General features: G+C 73.1%; 23 protein-coding genes, 1 other RNA gene and 3 pseudogenes. 10 read left to right on the top strand and 17 right to left on the bottom strand.

Annotated features, from left to right (window positions below):
• Positions 1-51: 51 nt before the first annotated feature.
• On the bottom strand, positions 52-342 hold the full coding sequence (locus KUM39_RS05040) for a hypothetical protein (protein WP_217784147.1): 291 nt from the start codon (positions 340-342) through the stop codon (positions 52-54).
• A gap of 206 nt (positions 343-548) precedes the next feature.
• On the opposite strand from KUM39_RS05040, the gene KUM39_RS05035 reads away from it, so the two are divergent.
• Positions 549-1,127 (top strand): hypothetical protein, encoded by a 579-nt coding sequence (locus KUM39_RS05035; RefSeq protein WP_217784146.1) that lies wholly within the window; start codon positions 549-551, stop codon positions 1,125-1,127.
• 120 nt (positions 1,128-1,247) lie between these two features.
• On the opposite strand, the gene KUM39_RS05030 is transcribed toward KUM39_RS05035, so the two are convergent.
• The 4 genes from KUM39_RS05030 to KUM39_RS05015 all read right to left on the bottom strand — a co-directional run bounded on the left by KUM39_RS05030 (position 1,248) and on the right by KUM39_RS05015 (position 5,783).
• Positions 1,248-2,084, bottom strand: coding sequence for a DUF5336 domain-containing protein (locus tag KUM39_RS05030; protein ID WP_217784145.1), 837 nt, complete (start codon positions 2,082-2,084; stop codon positions 1,248-1,250).
• Between the two features lie 96 nt (positions 2,085-2,180).
• Positions 2,181-3,113 (bottom strand): N-acetylmuramoyl-L-alanine amidase, encoded by a 933-nt coding sequence (locus KUM39_RS05025; RefSeq protein WP_217784144.1) that lies wholly within the window; start codon positions 3,111-3,113, stop codon positions 2,181-2,183.
• A gap of 87 nt (positions 3,114-3,200) precedes the next feature.
• Positions 3,201-3,851: a class I SAM-dependent methyltransferase gene (locus KUM39_RS05020; protein ID WP_217784143.1), complete on the bottom strand. Its 651-nt coding sequence runs from the start codon at positions 3,849-3,851 to the stop codon at positions 3,201-3,203.
• Between the two features lie 141 nt (positions 3,852-3,992).
• On the bottom strand, positions 3,993-5,783 hold the full coding sequence (locus KUM39_RS05015) for an MFS transporter (RefSeq protein WP_217784142.1): 1,791 nt from the start codon (positions 5,781-5,783) through the stop codon (positions 3,993-3,995).
• Between the two features lie 251 nt (positions 5,784-6,034).
• Between KUM39_RS05015 and KUM39_RS05010 the strand changes: the two genes are divergently transcribed.
• Positions 6,035-7,585, top strand: a complete 1,551-nt coding sequence (locus tag KUM39_RS05010) for an MFS transporter (protein ID WP_217784141.1) — start codon at positions 6,035-6,037, stop codon at positions 7,583-7,585.
• Positions 7,586-7,694: 109 nt separating this feature from the next.
• A pseudogene (locus KUM39_RS05005) lies at positions 7,695-8,084 on the top strand (sigma factor); the annotation flags it as partial.
• A 131-nt stretch (positions 8,085-8,215) separates the two neighbouring features.
• Here KUM39_RS05005 and KUM39_RS05000 read toward each other — a convergent pair.
• Both KUM39_RS05000 and KUM39_RS04995 read right to left on the bottom strand, forming a co-directional pair.
• Complete coding sequence (locus KUM39_RS05000; RefSeq protein ID WP_217784139.1) at positions 8,216-8,827, bottom strand: response regulator transcription factor; 612 nt, start codon at positions 8,825-8,827, stop codon at positions 8,216-8,218.
• Positions 8,828-8,924: 97 nt separating this feature from the next.
• The gene (locus KUM39_RS04995; RefSeq protein ID WP_217784235.1) at positions 8,925-10,211 is read right to left on the bottom strand and encodes a sensor histidine kinase; all 1,287 of its coding nucleotides are present in this window, start codon (positions 10,209-10,211) and stop codon (positions 8,925-8,927) included.
• 453 nt (positions 10,212-10,664) lie between these two features.
• Between KUM39_RS04995 and KUM39_RS04990 the strand changes: the two genes are divergently transcribed.
• Complete coding sequence (locus tag KUM39_RS04990; RefSeq protein ID WP_217784138.1) at positions 10,665-11,567, top strand: MaoC/PaaZ C-terminal domain-containing protein; 903 nt, start codon at positions 10,665-10,667, stop codon at positions 11,565-11,567.
• A gap of 176 nt (positions 11,568-11,743) precedes the next feature.
• On the opposite strand, the gene KUM39_RS04985 is transcribed toward KUM39_RS04990, so the two are convergent.
• Both KUM39_RS04985 and KUM39_RS28055 read right to left on the bottom strand, forming a co-directional pair.
• The gene (locus KUM39_RS04985; RefSeq protein ID WP_217784137.1) at positions 11,744-11,905 is read right to left on the bottom strand and encodes a hypothetical protein; all 162 of its coding nucleotides are present in this window, start codon (positions 11,903-11,905) and stop codon (positions 11,744-11,746) included.
• A 79-nt stretch (positions 11,906-11,984) separates the two neighbouring features.
• A complete protein-coding gene (locus KUM39_RS28055; protein WP_246619593.1) occupies positions 11,985-13,502 on the bottom strand; it encodes a hypothetical protein in 1,518 nt (505 codons plus the stop codon).
• A 549-nt stretch (positions 13,503-14,051) separates the two neighbouring features.
• Between KUM39_RS28055 and KUM39_RS04975 the strand changes: the two genes are divergently transcribed.
• The 3 genes and pseudogenes from KUM39_RS04975 to KUM39_RS04965 form a co-directional block, all read left to right on the top strand.
• The gene (locus tag KUM39_RS04975) at positions 14,052-14,909 is read left to right on the top strand and encodes a Nif3-like dinuclear metal center hexameric protein (RefSeq protein WP_217784136.1); all 858 of its coding nucleotides are present in this window, start codon (positions 14,052-14,054) and stop codon (positions 14,907-14,909) included.
• Between the two features lie 44 nt (positions 14,910-14,953).
• The gene (locus KUM39_RS28665) at positions 14,954-15,649 is read left to right on the top strand and encodes a zinc ribbon domain-containing protein (RefSeq protein WP_308288040.1); all 696 of its coding nucleotides are present in this window, start codon (positions 14,954-14,956) and stop codon (positions 15,647-15,649) included.
• Positions 15,650-15,884: 235 nt separating this feature from the next.
• A pseudogene (locus KUM39_RS04965) lies at positions 15,885-16,550 on the top strand (histidine phosphatase family protein); the annotation flags it as partial.
• On the opposite strand, the gene eda reads toward KUM39_RS04965, so the two are convergent.
• Positions 16,533-17,282 carry a bifunctional 4-hydroxy-2-oxoglutarate aldolase/2-dehydro-3-deoxy-phosphogluconate aldolase gene (eda, locus tag KUM39_RS04960; RefSeq protein WP_217784135.1) on the bottom strand — a complete coding sequence of 250 codons (750 nt, stop codon included), beginning with the start codon at positions 17,280-17,282 and terminating at the stop codon, positions 16,533-16,535. The pseudogene KUM39_RS04965 and the gene eda overlap by 18 nt on opposite strands.
• Before the next feature lie 82 nt (positions 17,283-17,364).
• Positions 17,365-18,147, bottom strand: a complete 783-nt coding sequence (gene yaaA, locus KUM39_RS04955; RefSeq protein ID WP_217784134.1) for a peroxide stress protein YaaA — start codon at positions 18,145-18,147, stop codon at positions 17,365-17,367.
• Between the two features lie 126 nt (positions 18,148-18,273).
• Here yaaA and rnpB point away from each other — a divergent pair.
• Together rnpB and KUM39_RS04945 are read left to right on the top strand one after the other, a co-directional pair.
• An RNA gene (gene rnpB / locus KUM39_RS04950) (RNase P RNA component class A) lies at positions 18,274-18,674 on the top strand.
• Between the two features lie 367 nt (positions 18,675-19,041).
• On the top strand, positions 19,042-19,824 hold the full coding sequence (locus KUM39_RS04945; protein WP_217784233.1) for an alpha/beta fold hydrolase: 783 nt from the start codon (positions 19,042-19,044) through the stop codon (positions 19,822-19,824).
• Here the strand turns inward: KUM39_RS04945 and KUM39_RS04940 are convergent.
• The 6 genes from KUM39_RS04940 to KUM39_RS04915 all read right to left on the bottom strand — a co-directional run bounded on the left by KUM39_RS04940 (position 19,821) and on the right by KUM39_RS04915 (position 24,045).
• Positions 19,821-20,666: a LuxR family transcriptional regulator gene (locus tag KUM39_RS04940; protein WP_217784133.1), complete on the bottom strand. Its 846-nt coding sequence runs from the start codon at positions 20,664-20,666 to the stop codon at positions 19,821-19,823. The genes KUM39_RS04945 and KUM39_RS04940 overlap by 4 nt on opposite strands.
• 289 nt (positions 20,667-20,955) lie before the next feature.
• A complete protein-coding gene (locus KUM39_RS04935) occupies positions 20,956-21,882 on the bottom strand; it encodes an aldo/keto reductase (RefSeq protein ID WP_217784232.1) in 927 nt (308 codons plus the stop codon).
• Positions 21,883-22,041: 159 nt separating this feature from the next.
• Positions 22,042-22,284, bottom strand: coding sequence for a hypothetical protein (locus KUM39_RS04930; RefSeq protein ID WP_217784132.1), 243 nt, complete (start codon positions 22,282-22,284; stop codon positions 22,042-22,044).
• Between the two features lie 6 nt (positions 22,285-22,290).
• On the bottom strand, positions 22,291-22,713 hold the full coding sequence (locus KUM39_RS04925; RefSeq protein ID WP_308288039.1) for a hypothetical protein: 423 nt from the start codon (positions 22,711-22,713) through the stop codon (positions 22,291-22,293).
• Positions 22,714-23,089: 376 nt separating this feature from the next.
• Positions 23,090-23,461 (bottom strand): MazG-like family protein, encoded by a 372-nt coding sequence (locus KUM39_RS04920; protein WP_217784131.1) that lies wholly within the window; start codon positions 23,459-23,461, stop codon positions 23,090-23,092.
• A 38-nt stretch (positions 23,462-23,499) separates the two neighbouring features.
• Complete coding sequence (locus KUM39_RS04915) at positions 23,500-24,045, bottom strand: DoxX family protein (protein ID WP_217784130.1); 546 nt, start codon at positions 24,043-24,045, stop codon at positions 23,500-23,502.
• Between the two features lie 272 nt (positions 24,046-24,317).
• Between KUM39_RS04915 and KUM39_RS04910 the strand changes: the two are divergent.
• Positions 24,318-25,496, top strand: a pseudogene (locus KUM39_RS04910) (D-alanyl-D-alanine carboxypeptidase family protein); the annotation flags it as partial.
• Positions 25,497-25,619: the final 123 nt, after the last annotated feature.

Raw genomic sequence — 25,619 nt, 5'->3', positions numbered from 1 at the left:
TCGGGGCCGAGAACTCCTCCGCCGTGACCTCGGGGGGACGGCCCCCGGGGGTCAGTGGCGGTGCATACGGCCCGCGATGGCGTGGCCCACGAACAGATAGACCACGGCCGCCAGACCGTAACCGGCGACGACGCGCGCCCACTGCTCGTCGAAGGTGAACAGGTCGTGCGACCACCCGGCCAGCCAACTGGCCGCGTCATGGACGAACTGCACCAGGCTGTTGGCCCGGTTCGCGTCCAACAGATACATCACGATCCACAGGCCGAGGATGAGGGCCATGATGTCGGCCACGACCGCGATGACCCTGCCCGCCTGGTTCGAACCCGCGTGATATCGAGACATGCTTTCCGGATTGCCGCAACTCGGGGAGTGAAACCAGGGCCAAGGCTCGGGGTGCGGGCCCGCAGGCCAAGGGGCGTCCGGCCTCCGGGGGTCCGGGCGGGCCGGGTCCCGGTGCGCCCGCCGGTCCCGAGTGGCGGGGTACGGCCGTCCGAGTGACGCTGCCGTAGGAAGCTCCCACTCGGAACGACACATGTCCGGAGGACCCCGTGCCCGTACCGATACGGCGTCTCTGTGTGGCGCTCACCCTGTGCTGTGCCCTGCTGGCCGGAGTGACGGCCTGCGGCGGCGCGTCGAACACCTCCAGCAGCGGGACCAACGACAACGCCGCCGCCGTCGCGGCCCGGCAACCGGCCGCCGCGAGTCCCAGCGCCTCGGCGGAGCAGCAGAAGTTCGCCAAGACCAGATTCGTCGCCAACGCGGGCCTCGCGGCCGGGGCGACGTACCAGTGGATCGTCAAACCGTGGAAGGCGGGCAAGTTCAAGCAGGGCGCCAAGGGGCGCAAGCTCGCGCTCGTCAAGGCGGGTCTCGCCGGTGCCTTCGCCTACAACCGGCTGAAGGCCGCCCAGGTCAACGCCAAGGGCGACCCGCTGCTGGCCAGGGCCATCGCCCCGCTCGGCGCCGGTATCGACGGTCTCAAGGGCCTCACCTCGAAGCTGCGCGGCGGCGACGAGAGCGCGGCCGGTGCCTTCGAGGGCCTCATCAACCAGGTCAAGAACGCGGGCGGCAGCGCTGGAGCACCGGTGAAGAACCAGGTGCCGTCCCTCTCCCAGCTCGGCAGCGGCTGAGCGACTCCCCTGTCCCGCGCGGGAGTACGACGTCTCCGGCGAGGGAGTACGGCGACGGCCCGCACCCGGTACGGCTGTACGGGATGCGGGCCGTCGAACGTGCCGCGATCGGGCGGGAGTTCAGCCGCGCTGGATGCCGGAGGTGTCCTGGAGGACACCACGACGGCCGTCCTGGGTCTGCGCGACCAGCGCGCCACCGCGCTGCTCCACCGCCAAGTACCAGGTGCCCGGCGCGAGTTCGGCGATCTGGCCGTTGGAGCCGTCCTCCGCGAACAGCGGACGCGTCACCGGCACCGCGAACCAGAACGGCGAGAAGTCCCCGGTCTGCTGCGGCGCGGGCGCACCGGCCTGCGCGGGCTGCGGCTGCCCGTAGCCGGACATGCCCTGCTGCTGCGGCTGCGCGCCGTACGGCTGCTGGGGCTGGGCGCCCGGATAGCCGTAACCACCGGGCGGCTGCGCGCCGTAGGGCTGCGGAGCGGCGGGCTTCGGGGCCGGGACGAGAGCGCCCTGGAGGGCGGGGACCAGCGGGGTGGCGATGGCGGCGGCGGCCATCACCACGGTGGCGATCAGCGCGAGGATCAGGCCGAGGCCCGCGCTCGGGGCCTGTGAGGCGGCACCGTCGCTGATGTTGTTCAGACCGCCCACCGGGTCGATGACGTTGCCCAGCGCGCTCCACGCGGCGAACACCGCGAACGCGACGCCGAACGCGGCCGGTTCGAGCCCGGCGACCTTGCGCGGCGTCTGCGGCAGCGCGCGGGAGACCACGATCAGCGCGGCGGCGATCAGCCCGGCCAGTACGACGCCGAGCAGGACCGGGCCGCTCGCCCACAGGTTCGGCAGATCGACGCTGGAGGGCAGGCCGTCGTACGAGAAGTTGTCGAGGAACGAGGCGATGAACAGCAACACCGCTGCTCCGATCACCACGCCGTCGCCTCTAGTGAGGGAGCGGATATTCACTTCAGGTCCTTCGCAGGTCGTCTCGGGTCGTCTCGTCGTCGGAGCACGACACTATCGTCCGGGTGATCGCGCCGTCCGCCCGGTGCGGCCCGCCGGTCAGGACCCGCGCAGGAAGTCCGCGATTCCCTCGGACATCCCCTGCGCCGCCTTCTGCCGCCAGGCCCCGCTGGTCAGCAGAGCCGCGTCCTTCTTGTCACGCATGTTCCCGCACTCGATGAAGACCTTGGGGACCGTTGACAGATTGAGACCGCCCAGATCCGTCCGCGTGACCAGACCGGTGCCGTGGCCCAGGTAGTTGGAGACCGGTTCGCCGGTGACCCGGCGGTACGCGCCCGCCAGCCGTACGCCGAGATCGTGCGACGGGGCGACGATGCGCCGGGTGTCCGCGATGCCCGCGTGCACCGAGCCCGGCATGATCACATGGAAACCGCGGTCCCCGGCCGGGGCGCCGTCGGCGTGGAGGGAGATCGCCGCGTCCGCGTGCGCCGTGTTGCCGATCCTGGCCCGCTGATCGACGCAGGGCCCCCAGGCCGGTTTGTCGCCGTCGTGCGTCAACTTCACCGTGGCGCCCTGGGCTTGCAGCAGCGTCCGCAGCCGGTGTGCCACGTCGAGGGTGTAACGGGCCTCGGAGTAACCGGCGTTGGTGGCGGTGCCGGTGGTGTCGCACTCCTTGCGGTGCGTGCCGATGTCCACCGTACGGTTGATCTCGGCGGTGTGCCGGTAGTTGCCGGGGTTGTGACCGGGGTCGATGACGATCACCTTCCCGGCCAGCGGACCGCCCGCCTTCCCGCCCGCCGCCTTCCCGTCCGCCGTCGGCCGGGCCGACGCCCCGTGCGCGGACGGCGCCGACGAGGCGCCCGGTGCGGACGCGGCCGTCCCCGCCCCTCCGCCGTTCCCGGTGGCGGCGTACGCCCCCCAGCCGAGGAGGCCTCCGGCCGCCAGCGCCCCCACCACGACGACCACCGGCCGCCGCACCCACCGCGACCGGCCGGCCGGCGCTTCTTCGAACTCGGGCCCTTGGTACGTCACATCGGCCACCTTAAGGGGTGCGGGCGGGCGGCGGCGGGGAGACCGCCCGGCCGGTCACCCGTGGTGCGCGGGGGACACCGGGCCCGCTCAGATCCCCGTCCCCGTGCGCCGCAGCACCCGCAGCGAGCCCGTCACCGACACCTCCGTGAAGGCGCCGGAGGCGAGGGCCCGCAGGTACACCCGGTAGGGGGCCTGGCCGGTGAACTCGTCCTGCGGGTCGGGGAAGACGTCGTGCACGAGGAGGAGGCCGCCGGGGGCGACCCGCGGGGCCCAGCCCTCGTAGTCGGCGGTCGCGTGCTCGTCGGTGTGACCGCCGTCGATGAAGACCAGGGCGAGCGAGGTGCTCCACAGCGCGGCGACCACGGGGGAGCGGCCGACCAGCGCGACCACGTGGTCCTCCAGACCCGCGCGGTGCAGGGTGCGGCGGAACGTGGGCAGGGTGTCCATCAGGCCGAGTTCGGGGTCCACGGTCCCCGGGTCGTGGTAGTCCCAGCCCGGCTGCTGCTCCTCGCTGCCCCGGTGGTGGTCCACGGTGAGCGCGGTGACGCCCGCCTCCCGGGCCGCGTCCGCGAGCAGCAGCGTGGAGCGCCCGCAGTAGGTGCCCACCTCCAGCAGCGGCAGCCCCAGCCGGGCCGCCTCCGCCGCCGCCGCGTACAGCGCCAGCCCCTCGTCCACGGGCATGAACCCCTTCGCCGCCTCGAACGCGGCCAGGATCTCGGGCTTCGGCGCCGCCGTCATGCGGGGTCCTCTCGTACGCACTCGGTTACCGGCCCCCATGCTGTCGCACCCCCGGCCGCACCCGTGTCCGGGGGTGCGATCGGGGGTGCGGGGCGGGCGCCGTACGGCCGCACGCCGTACGGGCTCCGTGTCGTACGGCGGTCAGGCGGTGACCGTCTCGCCGGGCAGGGCGAGGTCCAGCTCGACCGCGCGCTCGTCGCCCCCGTGGCTGGCGGCCGAGGCGAGCGGGCCGTGACCGGCGGCGCGGGCGGCGAGGACGTACGGGCCCTCGCCCGGCACGGCGAGGGCGTACGAGCCGTCGGCGCCGGAGAGGGTCGCGCCCGCCTGGCGGCCACGCCGGTCGATCAGGGTGACCTTGGCACGGGCCACCGGACCGCCGGCGGCGTCCAGCACCCGCCCCCGGAAGCCGCGGAGCATCTCCTCGGCCTCCTCGACGACCGCCCCGGCGGCCGATCCGACCAGCGACTCGGCCGCCGCCACCACGGAGAGGTCGCTCTCGCTGCTCGCCAGCAGGTGCGTCTGCCGCTCCGGCCGGGGCGTGCGGGGCAGGAACACCGCGAGCAGCAGACCGACCGCGACGGCGGCGGTGGCGATGAGGAAGGAGACCCGGAACCCGTGCATGGTCGGCAGCGCCATGCCGCCCACGTCGTGCGCGGTGTTGGCCAGCACCATGCCGATGACGGCGCTGGACGCGGAGGTGCCGATGGACCGCATCAGCGTGTTCAGGCCGTTGGCCGCACCGGTCTCGGAGGCCGGGACGGCACCGATGATGAGAGCGGGCAGCGAGGAGTACGCCAGGCCGATGCCCGCGCCGAGGATCACCGAGGTCAGCACGGTCTGCCAGGCCGCGTGCATCAGGCCGAGCCCGCCGCCATACCCCACGGCGATGATCATCATGCCGAGGATCAGGGTGACCTTGGGGCCGTAGCGCGCGGAGAGGCGGGCGTACACCGGGGCGGTGAACATCATGGTCAGGCCCAGCGGGGCGACGCACAGACCGGCGACCACCATCGACTGGCCCAGGCCGTAGCCGGTCGCCTTCGGGAGCTGGAGGAGCTGGGGAAGGACCAGCGACACGACGTAGAAGCTGACGCCGACCATGATCGAGGCGAGGTTGGTGAGCAGCACCTCGCGGCGGGCGGTGGTGCGCAGGTCCACCAGCGGCGCCTTGGAGCGCAGCTCGAACAGGCCCCACAGCAGCAGCACGGCGACGGCCGCGCCGAACAGGCCGAGGGTGCGGCCGGACGCCCAGCCCCAGTCGCTGCCCTTGGTCACCGGCAGCAGGAGCAGCACCAGGCCGACGGACAGGCCGATCGCGCCCGTCACGTCGAAGGTGCCCCTGGCGCGCATCGGGGACTCGGGCACGACCAGCAGCGCGAGCACGATGGCGAGCACACCGAGGCCCGCCGCGCCGTAGAACAGGACGTGCCAGTTGGTGTGCTGCGCGACCAGCGCGGCGGCGGGCAGCGCGAGACCGCCGCCGACGCCTATGGAGGAACTCATCAGGGCCATCGCGGAGCCGAGCCGCTCGCGCGGCAGCATGTCCCGCATCAGGCCGATGCCCAGCGGGATCGCGCCCATCGCGAAGCCCTGGAGCGTACGGCCGACGATCATCGGCAGCAGCTGGCTGGTCAGCGCGCTGACCAGGGCGCCCACCACCATCACGGCCAGGCTGACGATCAGCATGCGCCGCTTGCCGTACAGGTCGCCCAGCCGCCCCATGATCGGCGTCGAGACCGCGCCGGACAGCAGGGTCGAGGTGAGGACCCAGGTGGCGTTGGAGGGTGAGGTGCCGAGCAGCTCCGGCAGGTCCTTGATGACCGGCACCAGCAGCGTCTGCATCACCGCGACCACGATGCCCGCGAAGGCGAGCACGGGTACCACGGCCGGGCCTGCCCCTCGGTCGGGCCGGTCGGTCGTCGTGTGGGTCATTGAGTGAGGCCTCCCGGCTCCCGCGCGTGACAAGTGCCTGGGCAACCTCGTATGCGCAGGCAACTATTCCGTTGCTTCAGGCAGCCAACGAATCCTTGACCCAATCATGGGTTTCTGAACTGCCGTCAGGTGTGGAGGAGTTGACCCCGGCCGTACGTTCCGGCCGCGGGTGGCGTCGATCGGCTCACATCGGGCGCTCCGGACGCCCCGAACGGTCTGCCCAACGGCGCGGGGCTGCGAACATGGCACACATGCTCGAATCCGCCGACAGCGCGTCCCCGCACGCCCACAGAACCGAGGAACAGGTGCCCGACCGGACCGAGGTGGCCGACCGGACCGAGGTGCCTGACCGTACCGAGGTGGCCGCCCGGACCGAGGCGTCCGACCGGGTGTCCGGCGCGCGGCGTTTCACCCCGCCCACCTGGCTCGTCGTGGCGCTGGCCTGCGCCGGTCAGTTCCTGGTCGTCCTCGACGTCTCCGTGGTCAACGTCGCGCTGCCCTCCGTACGCGCCGACCTCGGCCTGACCCCCGCCGGTCTCCAGTGGGTCGTCAACGCGTACGCCATCGCCTTCGCCGGGTTCCTGCTGCTGGGCGGCCGGGCGGGCGACCTGTGGGGCCGCAAGCGGATGTTCCTGGCCGGGCTCGCGCTGTTCACGCTCGCCTCGCTCGGCGGCGGTCTCGCGCAGGCCGACTGGCAACTCCTCGCCGCCCGCGCCGTGCAGGGCCTCGGCGCGGCCGTCCTCGCCCCCTCCACGCTCACCCTGCTCACCGCCGCCGTGCCCGAGGGACCGGCCCGTGCCCGTGCCGTCGCCACCTGGACGGCGGTCGGCGCGGGTGGCGGCGCGGCGGGCGGCCTGGTCGGCGGCCTCCTCGTGGACGTCCTGAACTGGCGCTGGGTACTGCTCATCAACGTCCCCGTCGGCGCCGTCGTGCTCATCGGCGCGACGCTCTGGCTCACCGAGAGCCGCGCGGGCGACCGCCGCCGCCCCGACCTGCCCGGTGCCCTCCTCGTCACGGCCGGACTCGCGCTCCTCGCGTACGGCATCGTGCAGACCGAGGCACGCGGCTGGACGGCACCGGCCACCCTGGTCCCGCTGTGCGCGGGCGCCCTGCTGATCGGCGTGTTCCTGCTGGTGGAGAGTCGTACGGCGGACCCGCTGATGCCGCTCGGACTGCTCCGGCGGCGCGCGGTGGCCGCCGCGAACGCGGCGATGTTCCTGTCCGGCTCGGCCCTGTTCTGCATGTGGTACTTCATGACGCTGTACGCGCAGAACGTGCTCGGCTACTCCCCGCTGGAGGCCGGTTTCGCCCTCGTCCCCGGCTCCTTCGCGGTCATCGCGGGTTCCAAGGCGGCCCCCCGGCTGATGCGACGGCTGGGCGCCCGTACGGTCGCCGGTTGCGGCGCGCTCATGTCGGCGGCGGGCTTCGCCTGGCAGTCCACGATGAGCGTGCACGGCGCCTACGTCACCGCGATCATGATCCCCGGCGTGCTGATGCTGCTGGGCGCCGGGTTCTCCGGCACCCCGCTCGCCTCCCTGGCGACCTCCGGTGCGGCTCCCGGCGAGGCGGGGCTCCTCTCCGGCCTCATCAACACCTCCCGCACGATGGGCGGCTCCCTCGGCCTCGCCGTCATGTCCACCATCGCCGCGTCCGCGTCCGGCCCGCTGACCACGCCCGCCGCTCTGACCAGCGGTTATGTGGCGGTGTTCCGCACGGGCACGGGGGTGCTGCTGTGTGGGGCACTGCTGATGTTCCTGTGGCTGCCGGGGCGGGGGGAGCGGGCGGTGCGGGCGGGGCGCTGAGCGCCGAAAGTCGTCGGCCCCGAAAGTCGTCGGCCCCGGAAGTTGTCGGCACCGGAAGGCAACGGTCCCGGCGGCTCGTGGACTCCTTCTGGCGTAGAGGAGGTGCCCTATGGGGGATCGCAAAGCTCGGGACGAGGAGTTCCAGAGCTTCATGGTGGGCCGCTGGTCGCGCATGATGCGCACCGCGTTCCTGCTCACGGGAGAGCAGCACGCGGCCGAGGACCTGGTGCAGAGCACACTCGAACAGGTCTACGTGGCCTGGCGCAGAGTCGGTTCGGCCGACGACCCGGAAGCGTATGTACGGCGCGTGATGATCAACGCGCACGCCCGCAGGCACCGGCGCCGCCTGAAGGAGTTCCTGGCACCGAAGGACGACTCGGGTCTCCTGCGCGAACTCCCCGACACCGCCGACGGCATCGCCCGCGCCGACGATCGCGGCGCCCTGCTCATCGCCCTCGCCCGGCTGCCCGCACGGCAGCGCGAGGCGGTGGTTCAGCGGCCGGTGAGCTGAGGCGGGTCGGTGCGGTGAGCGGGTGCGGTGAGCTGGCGCGGGCGGGTGCGGGTGTGGTGGAGCGGCGGTGCCGGTGGGGCGGGGGTGCCGGTGGGGTGGGGCCGGTGCCGCCGGTTGGTTCAGAGCCAGCCCCGGCTGCGGGCCTCGCGTACCGCTTCCGTGCGGTTGCGGGTGCCGGTCTTGCCGATGGCCGAGGAGAGGTAGTTGCGGACCGTGGACTCCGAGAGGTGGAGACGGGTGGCTATGTCGGCGACCGTGGCGCCGTCCACGGCCCCGTTCAGCACGTCGCGCTCGCGCGGGGTCAGCGGGTTGGGGCCCGCGCTGAGCGCGGCGGCGGCCAGCACCGGGTCCACCACCGTCTCCCCGGCCAGCACCCGCCGTACCGCCTGGGCGAGTTCCTCCACCGGACCGTCCTTCACCAGGAAACCGGCGGCGCCCGCCTCCATCGCCCGCCGCAGATAGCCGGGCCGGCCGAACGTGGTCAGGATCAGCACCCGGCAGCCCGGCACCTGGTCGCGCAGCTCCGCCGCCGCGTCCAGACCGCTGATCCCGGGCAGCTCGATGTCCAGCAGGGCCACGTCCGGCTGGTGGGTCAGCGCCGTCGGCACGATCCGGTCGCCCGTCGGCACCTGAGCGATCACCTCGATGTCCGGCTCCATCCCCAGCAGCAGCGCCAGCGCGCCCCGCATCATCCCCTGGTCCTCGGCCAGCAGCACGCGGATCTTCGTCACGGGGCAAGGGTAGTCAGGGGGAGGGCGCGGGGGGCCGCTGTCGCGGCGGAACGGGCGCTTGTCGCGGCACGGCGCCGCTCGTCGCGGCGGAACGGGGTCACGCCCCCGCCTCCGCCGCCACCCGGTCCGGCTCCGCGACCTCCTCCGGCGGTTCCGTCGGCAGTTCCGCCGTCACCGTGAAGCCACCCCGCGGACCGGGTACGGCGGTCAGGGAACCGGAGGCGGCGGCGAGGCGCTCGGTGAGCCCCTTCAGACCCGTACCGCCGATCCCGTCGCCGGGCGGCCGGGAGACGGTGACACCGGAGCCGTTGTCCGTGACCGTCAGCCGCGCCCGTTCCGCCGAGCAGTCCACGGAGATCTCGCAGCGGGTCGCGGAACTGTGCCGTACGGCATTGGTCACCGCCTCCCGCACCACCCAGCCCAGCAGCGCCTCCGTACGCGGGGTCAGCGGCACCCCCGACTGCCGTACTACCGGCTCGATGCTCGCCGCCGACAGCGCCGAACGCGCCCGCGTCAGCTCGGTGGCGAGACTGCCCTCGCGGTAGCCGGTCACCGCCTCCCGGATCTCCGTCAGCGCCTGCCGTCCCACCGACTCGATGTCCGCGATCTGTGCCAGCGCCGCGTCCAGGTCCCGGTCCGCGAGACGCCGCGCCGCCTCCGACTTCACCACGATCACCGACAGCGTGTGCCCCAGCAGATCGTGCAGGTCCCGCGAGAACCGCAGCCGCTCCTTCTCCACCGCCCGCCGCGCCAACTCCTCACGCGCCGCCCGCAGTTCACGCACCGCCTCGGACAGCCCCAGGATCGCCGCCGTCACCATGCTGGACAGGAACGTCGCGTACCCGATGTTGATCGAGTCGCCCCAGCCCTCCCGCCACCCGGTCACCAGCACCGCGTACGCGGAGAGCGCCAGCCCGATGCGGCCCAGCCACGGCCCGCGCAGCGTCGCCCCGGTCGCCAGCCCCAGCAGCGGGAAGAACATCAGCCAGTTTCCGCCGTACCCCACGGCGAGGCCGGTCGTCAGCAGTCCCATCGCCAGCAGCGCCACCCGCGTGGACCGCGCCTCCCGCCGCTCGCGGTCGAACGCGCGGAACGCCACGTACACGTACAGCGAGTTGAAGACGAGCAGCCCGATGCCGCCCACCCACGGGTTCGGCGTACGACCCTGGAGCACGTTCGAGAACGACCCCAGCCCCATCAGCAGCCACGGCAGCAGCGTGAACCCGGTGGGCGGCGGACCCGGCTGGTCCGCGCGGGTCGGCCTGAGACCGGCCCGCCGCGCCTCCCGCCGCGCCGCCCGGTACCGGTCCCGCTCCACCTGCCACCGCGCCCGCGCCTCCCGCGCCGCCACGACCTGGCACTTCACCCGCGCCCACCACGTCATCGCCCCGTCCCCCCGTACGCGATCCGTCTCCGCCATACCGCCCTGCCGCTCCATCCGTGCCACGCCTACGACGGTAGGGCGCGGGGGTAAGGAGCGGGAGGGGCGGATGTACGGAGTGGGGCGGGACAAATGTCACTGCGTGGCCGGTGCGGGGCCGGTGCCCGTAGGGGGCGGGCGTCATCTGCCCGTAGGGGGTCGGGGGCATCCTGCTGCCCTTACGGGGTGGGGGCGTCGTGCTGTCTGTCCCTTACGGGATGGGGGCGCCGTGCTGCCCGTACGGGGGTGGGGGTCGCCATGCTGTCCCTTACGGGTTGGACCCGGAGTCCTTCACGGGGGCGGGCCCGGAGTTGTTCTCCACGGGGGCGGTCGGCAGCGCCCGCAGCCCCTACGGTTCCGTCCCGTGGCCCTTACGGGTCCCGCCCGCAGATCCGACCCCCGTACGACAGGAGTCCCGTGCCCATCGACCCCGCCCAGGCCCTGGCCGCCGCACCCCGCACCGGGGAGATCACCTGGACCGCCAAGGACGTCCAGCTCTACCACCTCGGCATCGGGGCGGGCGCCCGCCCCGGCCTCGCCGCCCCCGCCACCGACCCCGCCGAACTCCGCTACACCCTGGAGTCCCGCCTGCGCGTCCTGCCCAGCTTCGCCACCGTCGCGGGCGGCGGCGAACCGGGCGTGATCAGCGGGCTGTCCATGCCGGGCATCGACGTCGATCTCGCCCGCGTCCTGCACGGCGGCCAGTCGCTGGAGATCCACCGCCCGCTGCCGACCGGTGGCACGGCGACCCGCACGGACCGGATCATCGCCGTGCACGACAAGGGGAGCGCGGCCGTCCTGGTCCTGCGGACCGAGGCCGCCGACACCGACGGCCCGCTGTGGACGGCCGAGGCCCGCATCTTCGTCCGGGGCGAGGGCGGCTGGGGCGGCGACCGGGGCCCCACCACCCGCCCCGCACCCCCTACGGGTCCCCCCGCTCACACCGTGGACCGTCCGGTACGCCCCGACCAGGCCCTCCTCTACCGCCTCACCGGCGACCTCAACCCCCTGCACGCCGACCCCGAGGCCGCCCGCCGCGCCGGGTTCGACCGCCCCGTCCTGCACGGCCTGTGCACCTACGGGATCACCCTGAAGGCCGTCGTGGACACGCTGCTCGCGGGGGAGCCGGAGAGGGTGCGCGCCTTTGACGCGCGGTTCGCGGGGGTGGTGTATCCGGGGGAGACCCTACGGGTCCGGATGTGGCGAGCGGCGGAGACGGCGGGAGACGCCGGGGCGGGCTCGGTGGTGCGGGTCGAGGTGGGGGTGCCGGAGCGAGGGGACGCGCCGGTACTGGCGGACGGGGTGGTCGTACACGGGTGAGGGGGTGGCGGGTCCGGGCGGCGGTACGGGAGCGTGGGGTACGGGAGCGCCGGGTCACGGGAGTGGGGGTAAGGGGGCGCCGGGTTACGGGAGGGGGGGGGTACGGGGGCGCCGGGTACGAGAAAGGGTGCCCGCCGTGCGACGGGCACCCTTCTTCCACTTCCGCTTCTCCGCCGTCAGGCGGCCTCGGCCTCGCCGCCCTGCTCGGTCGGCTTGCGGTGGCGTCCGCGCGGAGCGGACTCCCCCTCCTGGGATGCGAGGGCGCCCCGGTGCCGTCCGTGCTGGTCCACGTCCTGCGCGTCTGTGGACAGCGGCTGAGTCGTGCTGGTCTCGCTCATCGGAAGAATTCACCCCGTCAACATCATCTTTTACAGCCGGGCGAGTGTAACCAGGCCGGTACGGGCCGAATCCAGGCGGTCACACCGACCGGTGCCACTTCGTTACAAGTCCTCCAAGAGGCGCGCCGAAAGGGGCGGCCGAGGGGGCGGCGAGGGGCGCCTGTTGCAGCGGGACGGGGCGTGGGACGAAGGGTTCGGAGGCTTCCGGGGGCTCGGGTGCGCCGGGGGTGGTGGGCGTCGGGGAAGGCTCCGGGGCGACCTCGGCAGCGGCCTGGGCTTCCTCCGCACGGGCACCGGCGTCCGTACCGGTACCCATACCCATACCCGTACCCGTACCCGTACCCGAATCCGTACCCGAATCCGAACTCGCATTCGTACCCGTATCCGCCGGGTCCGTACCCGCCCCTGCCCCCGCGTCCGCCGTGGCCGGGTCCTGCTCCCGGCCCGCTGTCATCTGCGCCACGCCGCACGGGACCTGGTCCGTCGCGTACGGCACCCTCAGTGCGCCGTCCGCCGTCCACAGGCCGGTGCCGACCGGCCAGCCGTCGGGCGCGCGGAGGTGCTGGATCTGCCGGTCGGCCGGACGCCAGACGCCGACCCACGTGCCGTAGGGGCCGTCGATGCGCAGCGCCACCCCGCAGTTCTCCGGCATCAGCACCTGCCCCGGCTGAATGGCGAACGGTGTCACCACGCAGTCCGGCACCCGCAGGCACTCCGGGAAGCGGACCGGCAGCGTGCTGCCCAGCACACCCCAGCCCAGCCGTTCCCGCCCCGGCGAGGGCGCGTCCGAGGAGATCAGCAGCAGGCCGCTGTCGGGGTCGGCCAGCAGCAGCCGGTCGTCACTGCCCTCCGCGATCTGGAGCAGCGGGGAGACCTCACCGGCCCGCTCCAGATCGACCACGACCGCCTTGGTACGCCCGTCCATCTCCCGGTCCAGCGCGAGCATCCGCCCGGTCCGGTCCAGCCAGACCCCGCCGGAACACCGCCCCGGCACCTCCGCGATCCGCTCGGGCGCGAACGCGCCGCCCGCCACCAGCCACACCACCGTGGACCGGGTGCCGACCGCGAGCGCGTACGCCCGCGCGCCGCCCGGCGCAGGAGGCAGCAGGGTGAGCCGGCTGTCCGGCTCGACGCACTCCACCGCGCCGAGCAGCAGCTCACCGGTGCCGGGTCCGGTCGGGTACAGCAGCGAGAACGTGTGCCGGTGCTCCACCAGCCGGTGGATCAGCACCCTCCCGTCCGCCATCGGTTGCACCTGCGTACCCGGTTCCTCCGGCTGGTTCCCCGGCAACGGCACCGCGTACGGCTCCGGCCCGTCCAACGTCCACCGCTCCGGGAACCAGGCGTCACCACTCCGGGCGAGGCGGGCCGCGTAGGCGCCGTCGATGGTGATGGAGAAGGGGGGTGTGGTGGGGGCGGCGGCTACGGGTGCGGGAGCGGCGAGGGCGGGAGCTACGGGGGTGGACGCCGTGGGGGTGGATGCTGTGTGGTCCGGTGCCGTGAGGGCGGGTGCTGTGTGATCCGGCGCCGGGGGCGTGGCTGCGGGTGGTGTGGTGTCGGCCGGGGTGTGGTCGGGCTCCATGTGGGGGGAACCCATGTGGTCGGAACCTATGTACTCGGGACCCATGTGGTCGGACGCTGTGTGCTCAGACCCCATATGCGTGGGCCCCATGTGTTCAGGCGCCACCTGCTCGGACCCCACCTGCTGGGACCCCACCTGCTCGGGCTCACCGCCTTCGGAGCCCAGACCCCCCACCGTCACCGTCCGAGCCCCCGCCGTCCGCGCGGCCCATGCCTCCAGCGCACTCCCCGTGGGCGTACCGGCGTACCCCGCCCCGGCGGCGTCTCCGTCAGCCACTCCCGGCTGCTCCGCCCGCTCGTCGCCCCCGCCGTACCCCCTGCCCCGGTCCGGTACCTGCTCCTCCTCGGCCGAAGGGGGTTCGATCGCACAAGCCGTCATCGTCCGGTCACCTCCGGCCATGAAGCTAGTTTTCGTACGTGCGGGCGTGGGACGGCCCGCACCCGCTTCACACATACGGGTGGCGCAGAACCGATTCCGCTGAGGGCGGGGCGGTCGGTGTGGTGGGCGGGGTCCGGAGCCCCGTACGAGGTACGGCGTGCCGGAACAGGCAGGTAGCCTTTCCCCGTGCCCCGTCTGTCTGAAGTCATCGCCGCGCTGGAGACCCTGTGGCCCCCCGAGCGGGCCGAGTCCTGGGACGCGGTCGGCACGGTCGCGGGCGAGCCCGGGCAGGAAGTCGGCCGTGTGCTGTTCGCCGTGGACCCGGTCCAGGAGATCGTGGACGAGGCGGTGGCGCTCGGCGCCGACCTGCTGGTCACCCACCATCCGCTGTATCTGCGCGGGACGACGACCGTCGCGGCCGACACCTTCAAGGGCCGGGTCGTGCACACGCTGATCAAGCACGACATCGCGCTGCACGTGGCCCACACCAACGCCGACACCGCCGATCCGGGCGTCTCCGACGCGCTCGCGGGCGCGCTCGACCTGCGGGTCGTACGCCCGCTCGTCCCCGACCCCACCGACCCGGCGGGCCGCCGGGGCCTGGGCCGGGTCTGCGAACTCGACCACCCCGTCCCGCTGCGCGACCTCGCCGCCCGTGCCGCCGCGCGGCTGCCCGCGACCGCGCAGGGCATCCGGGTGGCCGGTGACCCGGACGCCCTCGTACGGACGGTCGCGGTGAGCGGCGGTTCCGGCGACAGCCTCTTCGACCAGGTACGGGCGGCGGGCGTGGACGCCTTCCTCACCGCTGACCTGCGCCACCACCCCGCCTCCGAGGCGGTGGCACACAGCCCCCTCGCGCTGCTCGACGCGGCGCACTGGGCCACCGAGTGGCCCTGGTGCGAGCTGGCCGCCGCCCAGCTCGACGAGATCTCCGACCGGCACGGCTGGGACCTGCGGGTCCACGTCTCCACGACGGTCACCGACCCCTGGACCGCCCACGCGGCGTCCACCGAATCCGCTAGCCATCAGGGAGCCCCCAACTGAACGCCGCGCCCGCCGACCAGATCCGACTTCTCGACGTCCAGGCCCTGGACGTCCGCCTCCAGCAGCTCGCGCACCGGCGGAAGTCGCTGCCCGAGCACGCCGAGATCGACTCGCTCACCAAGGACCTCACCCAGATCCGCGATCTGCTCGTGGCCGCGCAGACCCAGGAGAGCGACACCGCCCGCGAGCAGACCAAGGCCGAGCAGGACGTGGACCAGGTGCGTCAGCGCGCCGCCCGCGACCAGCAGCGCCTGGACTCCGGCGCGGTCACCTCGCCGAAGGACCTCGCCGGTCTCCAGCACGAGATCACCTCGCTCGCCAAGCGCCAGGGCGACCTGGAGGACGTCGTCCTCGAAGTGATGGAGCGCCGCGAGGCCGCGCAGGAGCGCACCGCCGAGCTGACCGAGCGGACCGCGTCCGTGCAGGGCCGGATCGACGAGGCCGCCGCCCGCCGCGACGCCGCGTGCGGGGAGATCGACGGCGAGGCCGCCTCGGTCACCAAGGAGCGCGCGGTCGTCGCCGCGTCCGTCCCCGCCGACCTCCTCAAGCTGTACGACAAGCTCCGCGAGCAGCAGGGCGGCATCGGCGCGGCCCGCCTGTACGCCCGTACCTGCCAGGGCTGCCGCCAGGAACTCGCCATCACCGAACTCAACGAGGTCCGCTCCGCCGCCCCCGACACGGTCGTCCGCTGCGAGAACTGCCGCCGCATCCTCGTGCGTACGACCGAGTCGGGACTGTAGGACTCACCAGGGCGCGGGAGGCGGGTAGGCGGGGGCGGGCGTGAGGGAGGCGGACATGTCGGAGGACCACATGGTGCGCGACCACATGGCGCCCGACCACATGGCGCGTCACCACATGGTCCGTGACCACAGTGCCGCAGGCAGTCGTGCCGACGACACGGGTGGGCCGGGGATACCCCCGCCGGGGGAGGCAGCTCCCGGCGGGCAGCCCGCGAACGCGGCCTCCGCCCCCGCCCCCTCCCGAGGCTGGAGCACCGCCCCCGACCTCGGCGCCCCCACCACCCTCGTCCTCCTCCGCCACGGCGAAACCCCCCTGACCCCCCAGAAGCGCTTCTCGGGCAGCGGCGGCACCGACCCCGCCCTCTCCGCCACCGGCGAGGACCAGGCGGCCCGGGCCGCGCATGCCCTGGCAGCGGGGGCACAGGGCACGATCGACACCGTCCTCGCCTCGCCCCTCACCCGCACCCGCCAGACCGCCGAGGCCGTCGCCACCCGCCTCGGCCTCCCCGTCACCCTCGACGAGGACCTGCGCGAGACGGACTTCGGCGCCTGGGAGGGCCTCACCTTCGGCGAGGTCCAGGGCCGCCACCCCGAGGACCTCACCGCCTGGCTGGCCGACCCGGAGGCCCACCCCACCGGCGGCGGCGAGAGCTTCGCGGAGACGGCGGTACGGATCGAGGCCGCGAGCCGCCGCTTGGCGAAGGAACACGCGGGCCGTACGGTCCTCCTCGTCACGCACGTCACCCCGATCAAGACGCTGGTCCAACTCGCCCTGGGCGCACCGCTGTCGAGCCTGTTCCGGATGGAACTCTCGGCCGCGTCCATCTCGACGGTCGCGTACTACGCCGACGGCAACGCCAGTGTCCGTCTCTTCAACGACACGTCACACTTGCGGAGTTGACCCGGCGGGGGCCCGAAGTCCCGCAGCCGCACGGGCCAGCCGCTCGATCCGCGCCCAGTCCTTCGCGGCGACGGCGTCGATCGGCACCATCCAACTCCCGCCCACACAGCCGACGTTGGGCAGTGCCAGATAGTCGGCGGCGGTGTCGGCACCGATCCCGCCCGTGGGGCAGAACCGCGCCTCGGGCAACGGCCCTGCCAGCGACCGGAGATACGCCGTACCCCCGGCGGCCTCGGCCGGGAAGAACTTCATCTCCCGCACCCCGCGCTCCAGCAGCGCGACCACCTCCGAGGCGGTGGACACCCCCGGCAGGAACGGCACCCCGGACCCGCGCAGCGCGTCCAGCAGCGTGTCCGTCCACCCCGGACTGACCAGGAACCGCGCCCCCGCCGCCGTACACTCCGCGACCTGCCCGGCGCCGACGACAGTACCCGCCCCGACCACCGCGTCCGGGACCTCGGCGGCCACGGCCCGTATCGCGTCGAGCGCGGCGGGCGTACGCAGGGTGATCTCGACGCCGGGCAGCCCCCCGGCGACCAGCGCCCGCGCGAGCGGTACGGCGTCGGCGGCGTCGGAGAGGACGACGACGGGGAGGACGGGCGCGAGATCCAGCGGTGAGGCGGTCGATGCGGCGGCCGGTGGAACGGCCGGAGAGGCGGGCGCGGAGGAGGCGGTCGGAGGGTGGGGCGGGGAGGAGGCGGTCGGAGGGTGGGGCGGGGAGGAGGGCGTCATGTCCACATCGTGCCGACGTAACGCACCCTCCGCAAAGCCCGTTGCGCAGGACGCAATAGCTGCTGCCGCTGCCCGTGCGGGTTCAGTGCACCTCGTCCACGAGCACGTCCAGCGCCCAGGGCTTTCCGCCCGCGCCGGGCGCCGCGACCTCCACCACGTACCCCAGGTCCCGCAGTGCCTCGACCAGTGCGGCGGGGTCGCGGGGCGCGGCACCCTCGGTGAGCAGGGACCGTATGATCCGGCCCTTGGTCGCCTTGTTGAAGTGGCTGACCACCTTGCGGGTGGGCGCGTGCAGCACGCGTACGGTCGCGGTCCGAGCGGCGACCTCGCCCTTCGGCTTCCAGGCGGCGGCGTACGCGGCGGAGCGCAGGTCGAGGACCAGCCCGTCACCGGCGGCCTCGGGCAGCACGTCCGCCATCGGCGCCCGCCAGTGCCCGGCGAGCGCGCCGAGCCCGGGCAGCTTCACACCCATCGAGCAGCGGTACGAGGGGATGCGGTCGGTGACGCGGACGGCGCCCCAGAGCCCGGAGAACACCAGCAGGGAGCGGGTGGCGCGGCGCTTGGCGGCGGTGTCGAGGGTGGCGAGGCCGAGGGCGTCGTAGAGCACGCCGGTGTAGATCTCCCCGGCGGGGCGGGCTCCGGCGGTGCGGAGCCCGGCGTTCTTGGCGACCTCGCCGCGCAGCCCCTCGCTCAGCCCGAGCACTTCGCGCGCCTTCTCCTCGTCGCCCGCGCACAGCTCGACGAGTTCCCCGAGTACGGCCTCACGGGCGGGGGTCAGCCCCGGCAGCGACAGGGACTCCGGCCTGAGCGGGGCGCCACGGCCGGACGAAGCCTTGCCCTCCGAGGGCGGCAGCAGCACAAGCACGGGCGGTGACTCCTTCTGTGGGACGCCCTCCACGGGGCTCCGCGCCAGGGTAAGGGCAGGTGGGGCCCGTCTCCGAACCGGTCCGGGGGGACATGCGCGTACCGGTAACATGGTCGGCACGGCAGACGAGCCGGGCGGACGGCCGCGTGGAGCCCCCAGGGGTTCCCCGAGGAACGTCCGGGCTCCACAGGGCAGGGTGATGGCTAACGGCCACCTGGGGTGACCCACGGGACAGTGCCACAGAAAACAGACCGCCGGGGATCTCGGTCCCCGGTAAGGGTGAAACGGTGGTGTAAGAGACCACCAGTGCCCAGGGTGACCTGGGCAGCTAGGTAAACCCCACCCGGAGCAAGGTCAAAAGGAGCGCCGTAGAACGCGCTCTGCGCGGACGTTCGAGGGCTGCCCGCCCGAGTCCGCGGGTAGACCGCACGAGGCCGGTGGCAACACCGGCCCTAGATGGATGGCCGTCACCGGGACGTCCGCGAGGACCCCCGGCACAGAACCCGGCGTACAGCCCGACTCGTCTGCCGCTACCTGCGGCTTTTCCTTGGGAAGGGCCTCCGACCCGCGTCGGAGGCCCTTTTCGGTCTTTCGGGGGCTTGCTGGGTCGGGTGGCCCGGGCTCCGGCAATCGGCTCGGCGGCGGTGAAGCGCTGCGGCAGTCGGCCGACGGTGGTGAAGGCGGCTGTCAGGCTGCGTGCAATTCCATGCAGTGCAAGGAACTGAACCTTCCACTGATCTGCCCGGCGGCGAAGTATGTAGTGCGCGCCACGCGGCGGAGTCGTCCTGAACACCACGGACCGCTCGGGCGCGGTTCGAGAGTGCCCGCGCCGTCCGTCCCCGATGGTCGCGGGACCGACGTTGCCGACAATCGGAGGAAGCAACCCGCATGAGCATCCGTCAGGCAGTAGTGACCCCGTCAGGTGCCCGGCTGCGCTGGGTCGAGCTGCCCGGCACCGACCCGGTCCGCGTCTACGTGCACGGTCTCGGCGCGATGGCCTCGGCGTACTACGCCCGGGTGGCGGCCGACCCGTCGCTGGCGGGCCACCGGTCCCTGCTCATCGACATGCTCGGCTTCGGTCTCAGCGACCGGCCGGCGGACTTCGACTACAGCCTAAAGTCCCACGCCGACGCCCTGGCCGAGGCACTGCGCGTGGCCGGGGTGGCTCGGGCCGACGTCGTCGCGCACAGCATGGGCGGTGCGGTAGCCATCGTGCTGGCCGAACGGCATCCGGAGCTGGTGGGCCGACTCGTGGTGGCGGAACCGAACCTGGACCCGACCGTCGCGGTCCGCAAGCCCGGCAGCAGCGGCATCGCCACCTACTCCGAGGCCGACTTCCTCGACGGCGGCTTCGCGGAGACCCTCGACCGGGTGGACCCCGACTGGGCGGTCACCATGCGGCTCGCGGATCCACTGGCCCTGCACCGCAGCGCGGTCCGGCTCGCCGCGGCGACCGTACGGGAGACGCTGAACGGGCTCGCCGCACCGCGCACCCTGCTCTACGGGGAACGGGGCGAGGCCCCGGGGCGTGAAGAGGAGCTGACCGAGGCCGGGGTACGGGTGCGGGAGATCCCGGGCGCCGGACACAACGTCATGCTCGACCAGCCCGAGGCGTTCGTACGGGCCGTCGCCGAGGCCCTGACCCAACCGCCCGGCACCGGTGAGTCGTGTTCCTAGGCGGCACCGCTCTTGGCCAGCGTGTAGCCGAGCTGGAACCGGGTGTCCACGCCCAACTCCTCCTTCATGCGGGCCAGATGGGAGGCGTAGGAGCGCTGGCTCAGGCCGATCCGTTTGGCGATGGCCGCGTCGCTCTCGCCGCCGATCAGACCGCGCACGATCTGTTGCTGCAACTGCCCGGTGATCTCCACCGACCGCTCCGGCGTCCGTCGGCCGGTGAACTCCGTGGCTCGCTGCCAGTTGCGGTCGAAGACGTCAGCCAGGAACCCGACGACTGCCGGGTCCTGGACCATCACCGCCGTGCTGCGGTCGGGGGAGGCAGGAAGGAACGCGGTCCTGCGATCGACGATGATCAGGCGCTCGAAGAACTCGTCCAGCGTCCGCACCCGGGCGCCGAGCCGCGTCATCTCCTCGACGAAGTCCCGGGTGGGGCCGGCGTGCCAGGCCGTGTGCTGGTACAGCGTCCGCACCGAGACGCCACGGAAAAGTGCCGCTCGCACGCTCGCGCTCACCGCGCTCAGGGTGGTGGCCGGACGGCCTCCGCCGGGCTGGGCGGTGATCAGCTCCCGGGTGCAACGGCTGACCGCGTCGTCCACACAGGCGCTGATCAACGCCTTGCCTCGGAGGTGCACCAGGGGGTCACTGTCCTTGATGGGGGCGGTGCTCTCCTGGAACTCCGAGATGAGGGGGGCCAGTGCCTCGGACAGATCACCGGCCTGTTCGAGGAGTTGCAGCGCCGCCGTCCGCCAGGTGACCCCGAGCCGGGCCTCGGCCAGTCTGGGGTTCACCGGGACCAGCCGACCCGGTTCGTCCTCGCTCTCCACGAGCATTCCGAGGGCCACCAGGCGGTCCAGGGAATCCGGGGAAGCGTCCTCCGGGGGACGTCCCTCGCGCAAACAGGCCGCGTACAGCTCGAAGGCGGACGCGGTCAGGGCGTGAAATCCGGCGCCTTCAGCTATCGGAGGCACCGGTGTACTCGGCGACATGCTGTGTCCTCTGATCCTGCGAATGAAGCAGGCCAATCATTGCCGACCCCGCCCGCACCGCTGGCGTTGCCGTAGGCGTGATCTGCGTGCCGCCCGACGCGTCCGCCCCTTCTCCGGGCCTGCCTCGTTCCGGCTCCCTCCGGGGTCAGCCCCGGTCCAGCAGTTTGTCGATCTCCGCCATCTGCCCCGCGCTCAGCGGGCCGTGCTGGAGGGCTGCCGCGTTCTCCTCGACCTGGGGGATGGTGCGGAAGCCGGGGATGGGGAGGGTGTGGGGGCTGCGGGACCAGATCCAGGCGAGGGCGCCCTGGACGAGGGTGCGGCCGTCGGAGGTGAGGATCTCGCGGACGGCGTCGCGGCGGCGGAGCCATTCGGCGGCGGGGCGGCCGTCGTGGAAGTAGCGCATCCACTCCGGGGCGTCGCCGCGCACGTCGGTGTCGCCGATGCGGGTGTCCGCCGTGTACTTGGGGCTCAGCAGCCCCATCGCCAGCGGGCCCCGGTTGATACTGGTCCAGCCGCGCTCCTCGACCAGGGCGAGCATGCCGGGGGCGTCGTTGAGAACGTTCAACTCGTGCTGTACGGCGGCGAAATGGGGGCCCGCCATCGCGGCCGGGCGTTCCGCGTCGTCCGTACTCCAGCCGTACGCGCGGATCTTGCCCTCCGACACCAACTCCTCCAGGGCGCCGGACAGTTCGGCCGCCTCCTCGGGGCTCGCGTCGCCCAGGTGGAGCTGGTGGAGGTCGATGCGGTCCGTGCCCAGGCGGCTCAGTGAGGCCTCGACCGCGCGGCGCAGGTGCGCGGGGGTGGCGTCGTGGCCCGTGATCTGCTTCGTCCCCTCGTCGAAGACGTTGCCCCACTTGGTGGCGATGAAGATCTCGTCCCGGTGCCTGCCCAGTGCCCCGGCGAGCACGCGCTCGCTGCGGCCCGCGCCGTACACGTCCGCCGTGTCGTACACCGTGATCCCCAGCTCGAACGCCCGCCGGAGCGCCGCCGTCGATTCCGCGTCGTCCACCTCACCCCACCCCAGCGGCTGTTCCCCCGCCCAGAACGGCCCCCCTACGGCCCAGCACCCCATCCCCAGCGGCGGAACATCGACACCGCACACGGTCCGGCTCCCGATCACGGAACTCTCCTCACCCACCTGACGAAGTCCCGCCCAAACTAACCCGGTTGACGATCTCTGCCCACCCCGCACCACCTGGGTCCACGACACACAGAGCCAACCGCAGCACCGTCAACCCCCCGGCTTCCGCCCCCCTGCCCAGGCCCGCCACCCCCACCGGGCCACCAGCCCCGCCACCACCGCCACGACGATCGCCCCGCCATCGATCACATGCGGAAGTCCGGGAAAGAACCCGAAGTACGCGAGGGTCACCAGAACGCCGATGCCGAACGCGGCGATCTCGCCTCCCCGCCGCCGACCCGCTCCCTCGGGGCGATCACGGTCCGTACCGCTCTGCTGCTGTCGCTCGACCATGAGGGCTCACTTCGTGATGTGGTGGCACTGGCTGACCCGGCGGACCCCGTTGACGTACAGATGCGCACACGCCTTGCCGTAACGGGGCAGAGTCTGGGGCGAGTTGCCACGCATCGGGTCGATCCTGCACTCGTTGTGCGTCCGCCCCCGGGCGGTGCGGTACGTCCGGTTGTCCGTGTCCGCGTAGACGAAATCGATACGCCAGTTGCAGAACCCGCTGCTCAGCGCCGCCACGAACCCGCAGTCCACGCCCGCGTTCTGGTAGCTGATCCGCCGCCCGCCACCCCGGATGATGTGCGTGAACATGCAACCCGTCGGCACCTTCATGACCATGCCGCCGACGCTGTACTCGAAGGTGTGCACGGGGGAGGAGCCGACGGCGTTGGCCTGGGCGCTCGCGGGCGAGGTGAACACGAGCGCTGAAGCCACTGTCAGGACGGTCCCCAGGCGGGTGATGCGTTGTGTGAGCAAGGTGGCCTGCTCGTTGTCGCGGTGAATATCCCGGACAACGGGAAGACAGCCCCGCGGTTGCTCGGAACGGCTCGACGCAACGCTCACGAGTGATCACCCCGCACCTCTGCTGACCTGCAGAAACGATGCCCGCGCCTGCCCGGAGTCGTCGCGTACGCGTGTACGCACCCCCACCGGACCCCACCCGCACGAAAACAGGCCCCCTGCGAGCTCGCGGTGTCTACTACAGCGAGTGGCGGGGGCCCTGGGGGGAGTGTGGGGGGTTGGGGGTGGGGGAGTCCAGTCGGGGGGCTCCATTGGGGTGGTTGGGCTGGGGCGGGTCGGTCTGGTGTGCTCAACGGGGGGTCTGGGGGCGGTCGCGGACTCGGGTGAGGTGGGTGGTGAAGGTGGCTTCCGGGGTCGGGGTGAGGGTGCGGAGGGCGACCAGGGCGGTGATGGCCACGTCGCAGAGTTCGGATTCCACGTCGGACCAGGTGTGGGTCACGCCCTTGCGGGGGTTCTGGCCGGTCGCGCCGATCAGCGCCTCCGCCACCTCGCCCACCTCCTCGGAGAGTTTGAGGACGCGCAGCAGGACGCCCTCCCGGCCACCGGGGCCGCCTGCCTCCTCCAGCCGTGACCAGAGCGCTTCGATCGTCGGCCAGAGCGGGGTGGCGGGGGTGGGGGAGGGCGCGTCTGCGGGGGTGGGGGCGGGGTGCGGGTCCGTCATGGTGCCGGAGCCTGCCACGCGCCGCCCACCGGTGGGGGCTACTCGTCGAACAGCGCCTCCTGCTCGACCGACGCCTGCCGCCGGAGGTGCCGGTTCCGCATCCCCACGACCACCGAGGTGGCCGCCGCCGTGACGCCGAGCGCCACCGGCACCATCCAGCCCCGGTTGAGGACGTGCCCCAGCGCGTGGTCCAGGGAGAGCCGGCCCGGCCCGGTGATGGCGAGCCCCGCCGCCGTCAGGCCCAGGCTCGCCGCGTGCTCGTAGCCGCCGTTCCGCGCGAAGAAGCCGTTGGGCGTGTGCACGGCCGCCGCGCCCGTCATCGCCCCGGCCGCCGCCGCGCCCGCGCCCGGCGTCCCCAGCCCCATCGCCAGCAGCAGCCCGCCGCCCAGCTCCGACGCCCCCGCCAGCAGCGCGTTCGTCCGGCCCGGCACAAAACCCACGGATTCCATGAACTGGCTGGTACTCGCCAACCCCGCCCCGCCGAAGGTGCCGAACATCTTCTGCGCGCCGTGCGCGGCGAGTACCCCGCCCGTGCCCAGCCGCAGCAGCAACAGGCCAACGTCACGTCGGTCGAGACAGGTCACGGCGACTCCCCGGGCCAGACGAAAAGGGTGATATCCACCATTACATCTCTCACTCCATCGGGCCTGTTCTGCGTCCCTCCCGGCGGCTTGCGGCGGCCTGCCCGCCACCCCCTTAGTCGTCTCATTAGTTGAGACGGATACGGCCCGAGCGTGCTCCTCCCGCTACCGCCTGTGTCGGTCAGGCGGGTGGAATTCCACGAGAACGCAAATTCCCGTACCGCGGCACCTCTCCCGGTCAGGGGGGTCCGGCGAGGTCGGTGTACGGTCCCCCAGTGCGTGAATCCTCCCGGCTCAGCAGGCGTGCCGTCCTCGGGCTGACCGCCGCGGCCCTGCCCCTGTCCACCGCCCCCGCCTTCGCGGCCCCGCGCTCTCCGGGGACCGCCGTCGGCGGTGAGCGGCTCGCCCGCTCCGGAGTGCAGGTGAGCGGCGCCACCGGACTGCCCAGGCTCACCGCCCGCTCCTGGCTGCTGGCCGATGCCGCCACCGGCGAGGTGCTGGCCTCGTACGACGCGCACCGGCGGCTGCCGCCCGCGTCCACGCTGAAGATGCTGTTCGCGGACACCGTGCTCGGCCGTTTCCAGGCCGGACAGCGCTACCGGGTCACCGACGCCGACCTCGCGGACATCCCCTTCGGCTCCAGCCTCGTCGGCATCAAGCCCGGCATCACGTACACCGTCGAGCAGCTCTGGCAGGGCGTCTTCCTGCGCTCCGGCAACGACGCCGTGCACGTCCTCGCGCACATGAACGGCGGGGTCGCCAAGACCGTCGCGGAGATGCAGGCCAGGGCCGCCGACCTCCAGGCCCTGGACACCCATGTGGTCAGCCCCGACGGCTTCGACCACCCCGGCCAGCTCTCCTCGGCGTACGACCTCACCCTCTTCGCCCGGCACGGGCTGCGGGACGCGGACTTCCGGCGCTACTGCTCCACCCGCACCGCCGACTTCCCGGCGGGTGGCAAGAAGACGTTCCAGATCCAGAACACCGACCGCCTCCTCACCGGGGCATGGGGGCTGCACACATACGACGGCCTGATCGGTGTGAAGAACGGCTACACGAGCCACGCCGGCAACACCTTCACCGGTGCGGCCTCACGTGGTGGGCGCACACTCCTGGTCACCGTGATGCATCCGGCCACCGGCGCCAACGCGGTGTACGAGCAGACCGCCGCGCTCCTCGACTGGGGCTTCGGTCGGGGCCGTACCGCGCGGCCGGTCGGCGCGCTTGTCCAGCCGCTCAGTGAGACCAGGGCCAGCGGCGGCGGTACCACCACCCCGGCCCACCGGCCCGGCCACGGCGGCACCGGTGCCTCGGCGCAGCCCGCCGGTCATCCCTCGGCCGCGCGGCTCGCGGAGGGCGCCGCCGGTACGGCCGTACTCCTCGGCGCGGGGGCGTGGCTGCTGCGCCGCCGGGTGAAGCGGGGGCGGATCACGGCGGCCGGGAGCGGGGCCGGTTCCGCCGGTGGCACCACCGGTGCCGCCGGGGCGGCCCGTGTCGTTCCGCAGGGCGGTGAGCCCCGGCCAGAGCGGCGGGCGGCGGGGGATGCGTCGGTTCCGGCGGGCGTGACCGAAGCGACG

Source organism: Streptomyces corallincola, assembly GCF_019104725.1.
Taxonomy (GTDB): Bacteria; Actinomycetota; Actinomycetes; order Streptomycetales; family Streptomycetaceae; genus Streptomyces; species Streptomyces corallincola.
This window is presented reverse-complemented; position numbering and strand designations above follow the sequence as displayed.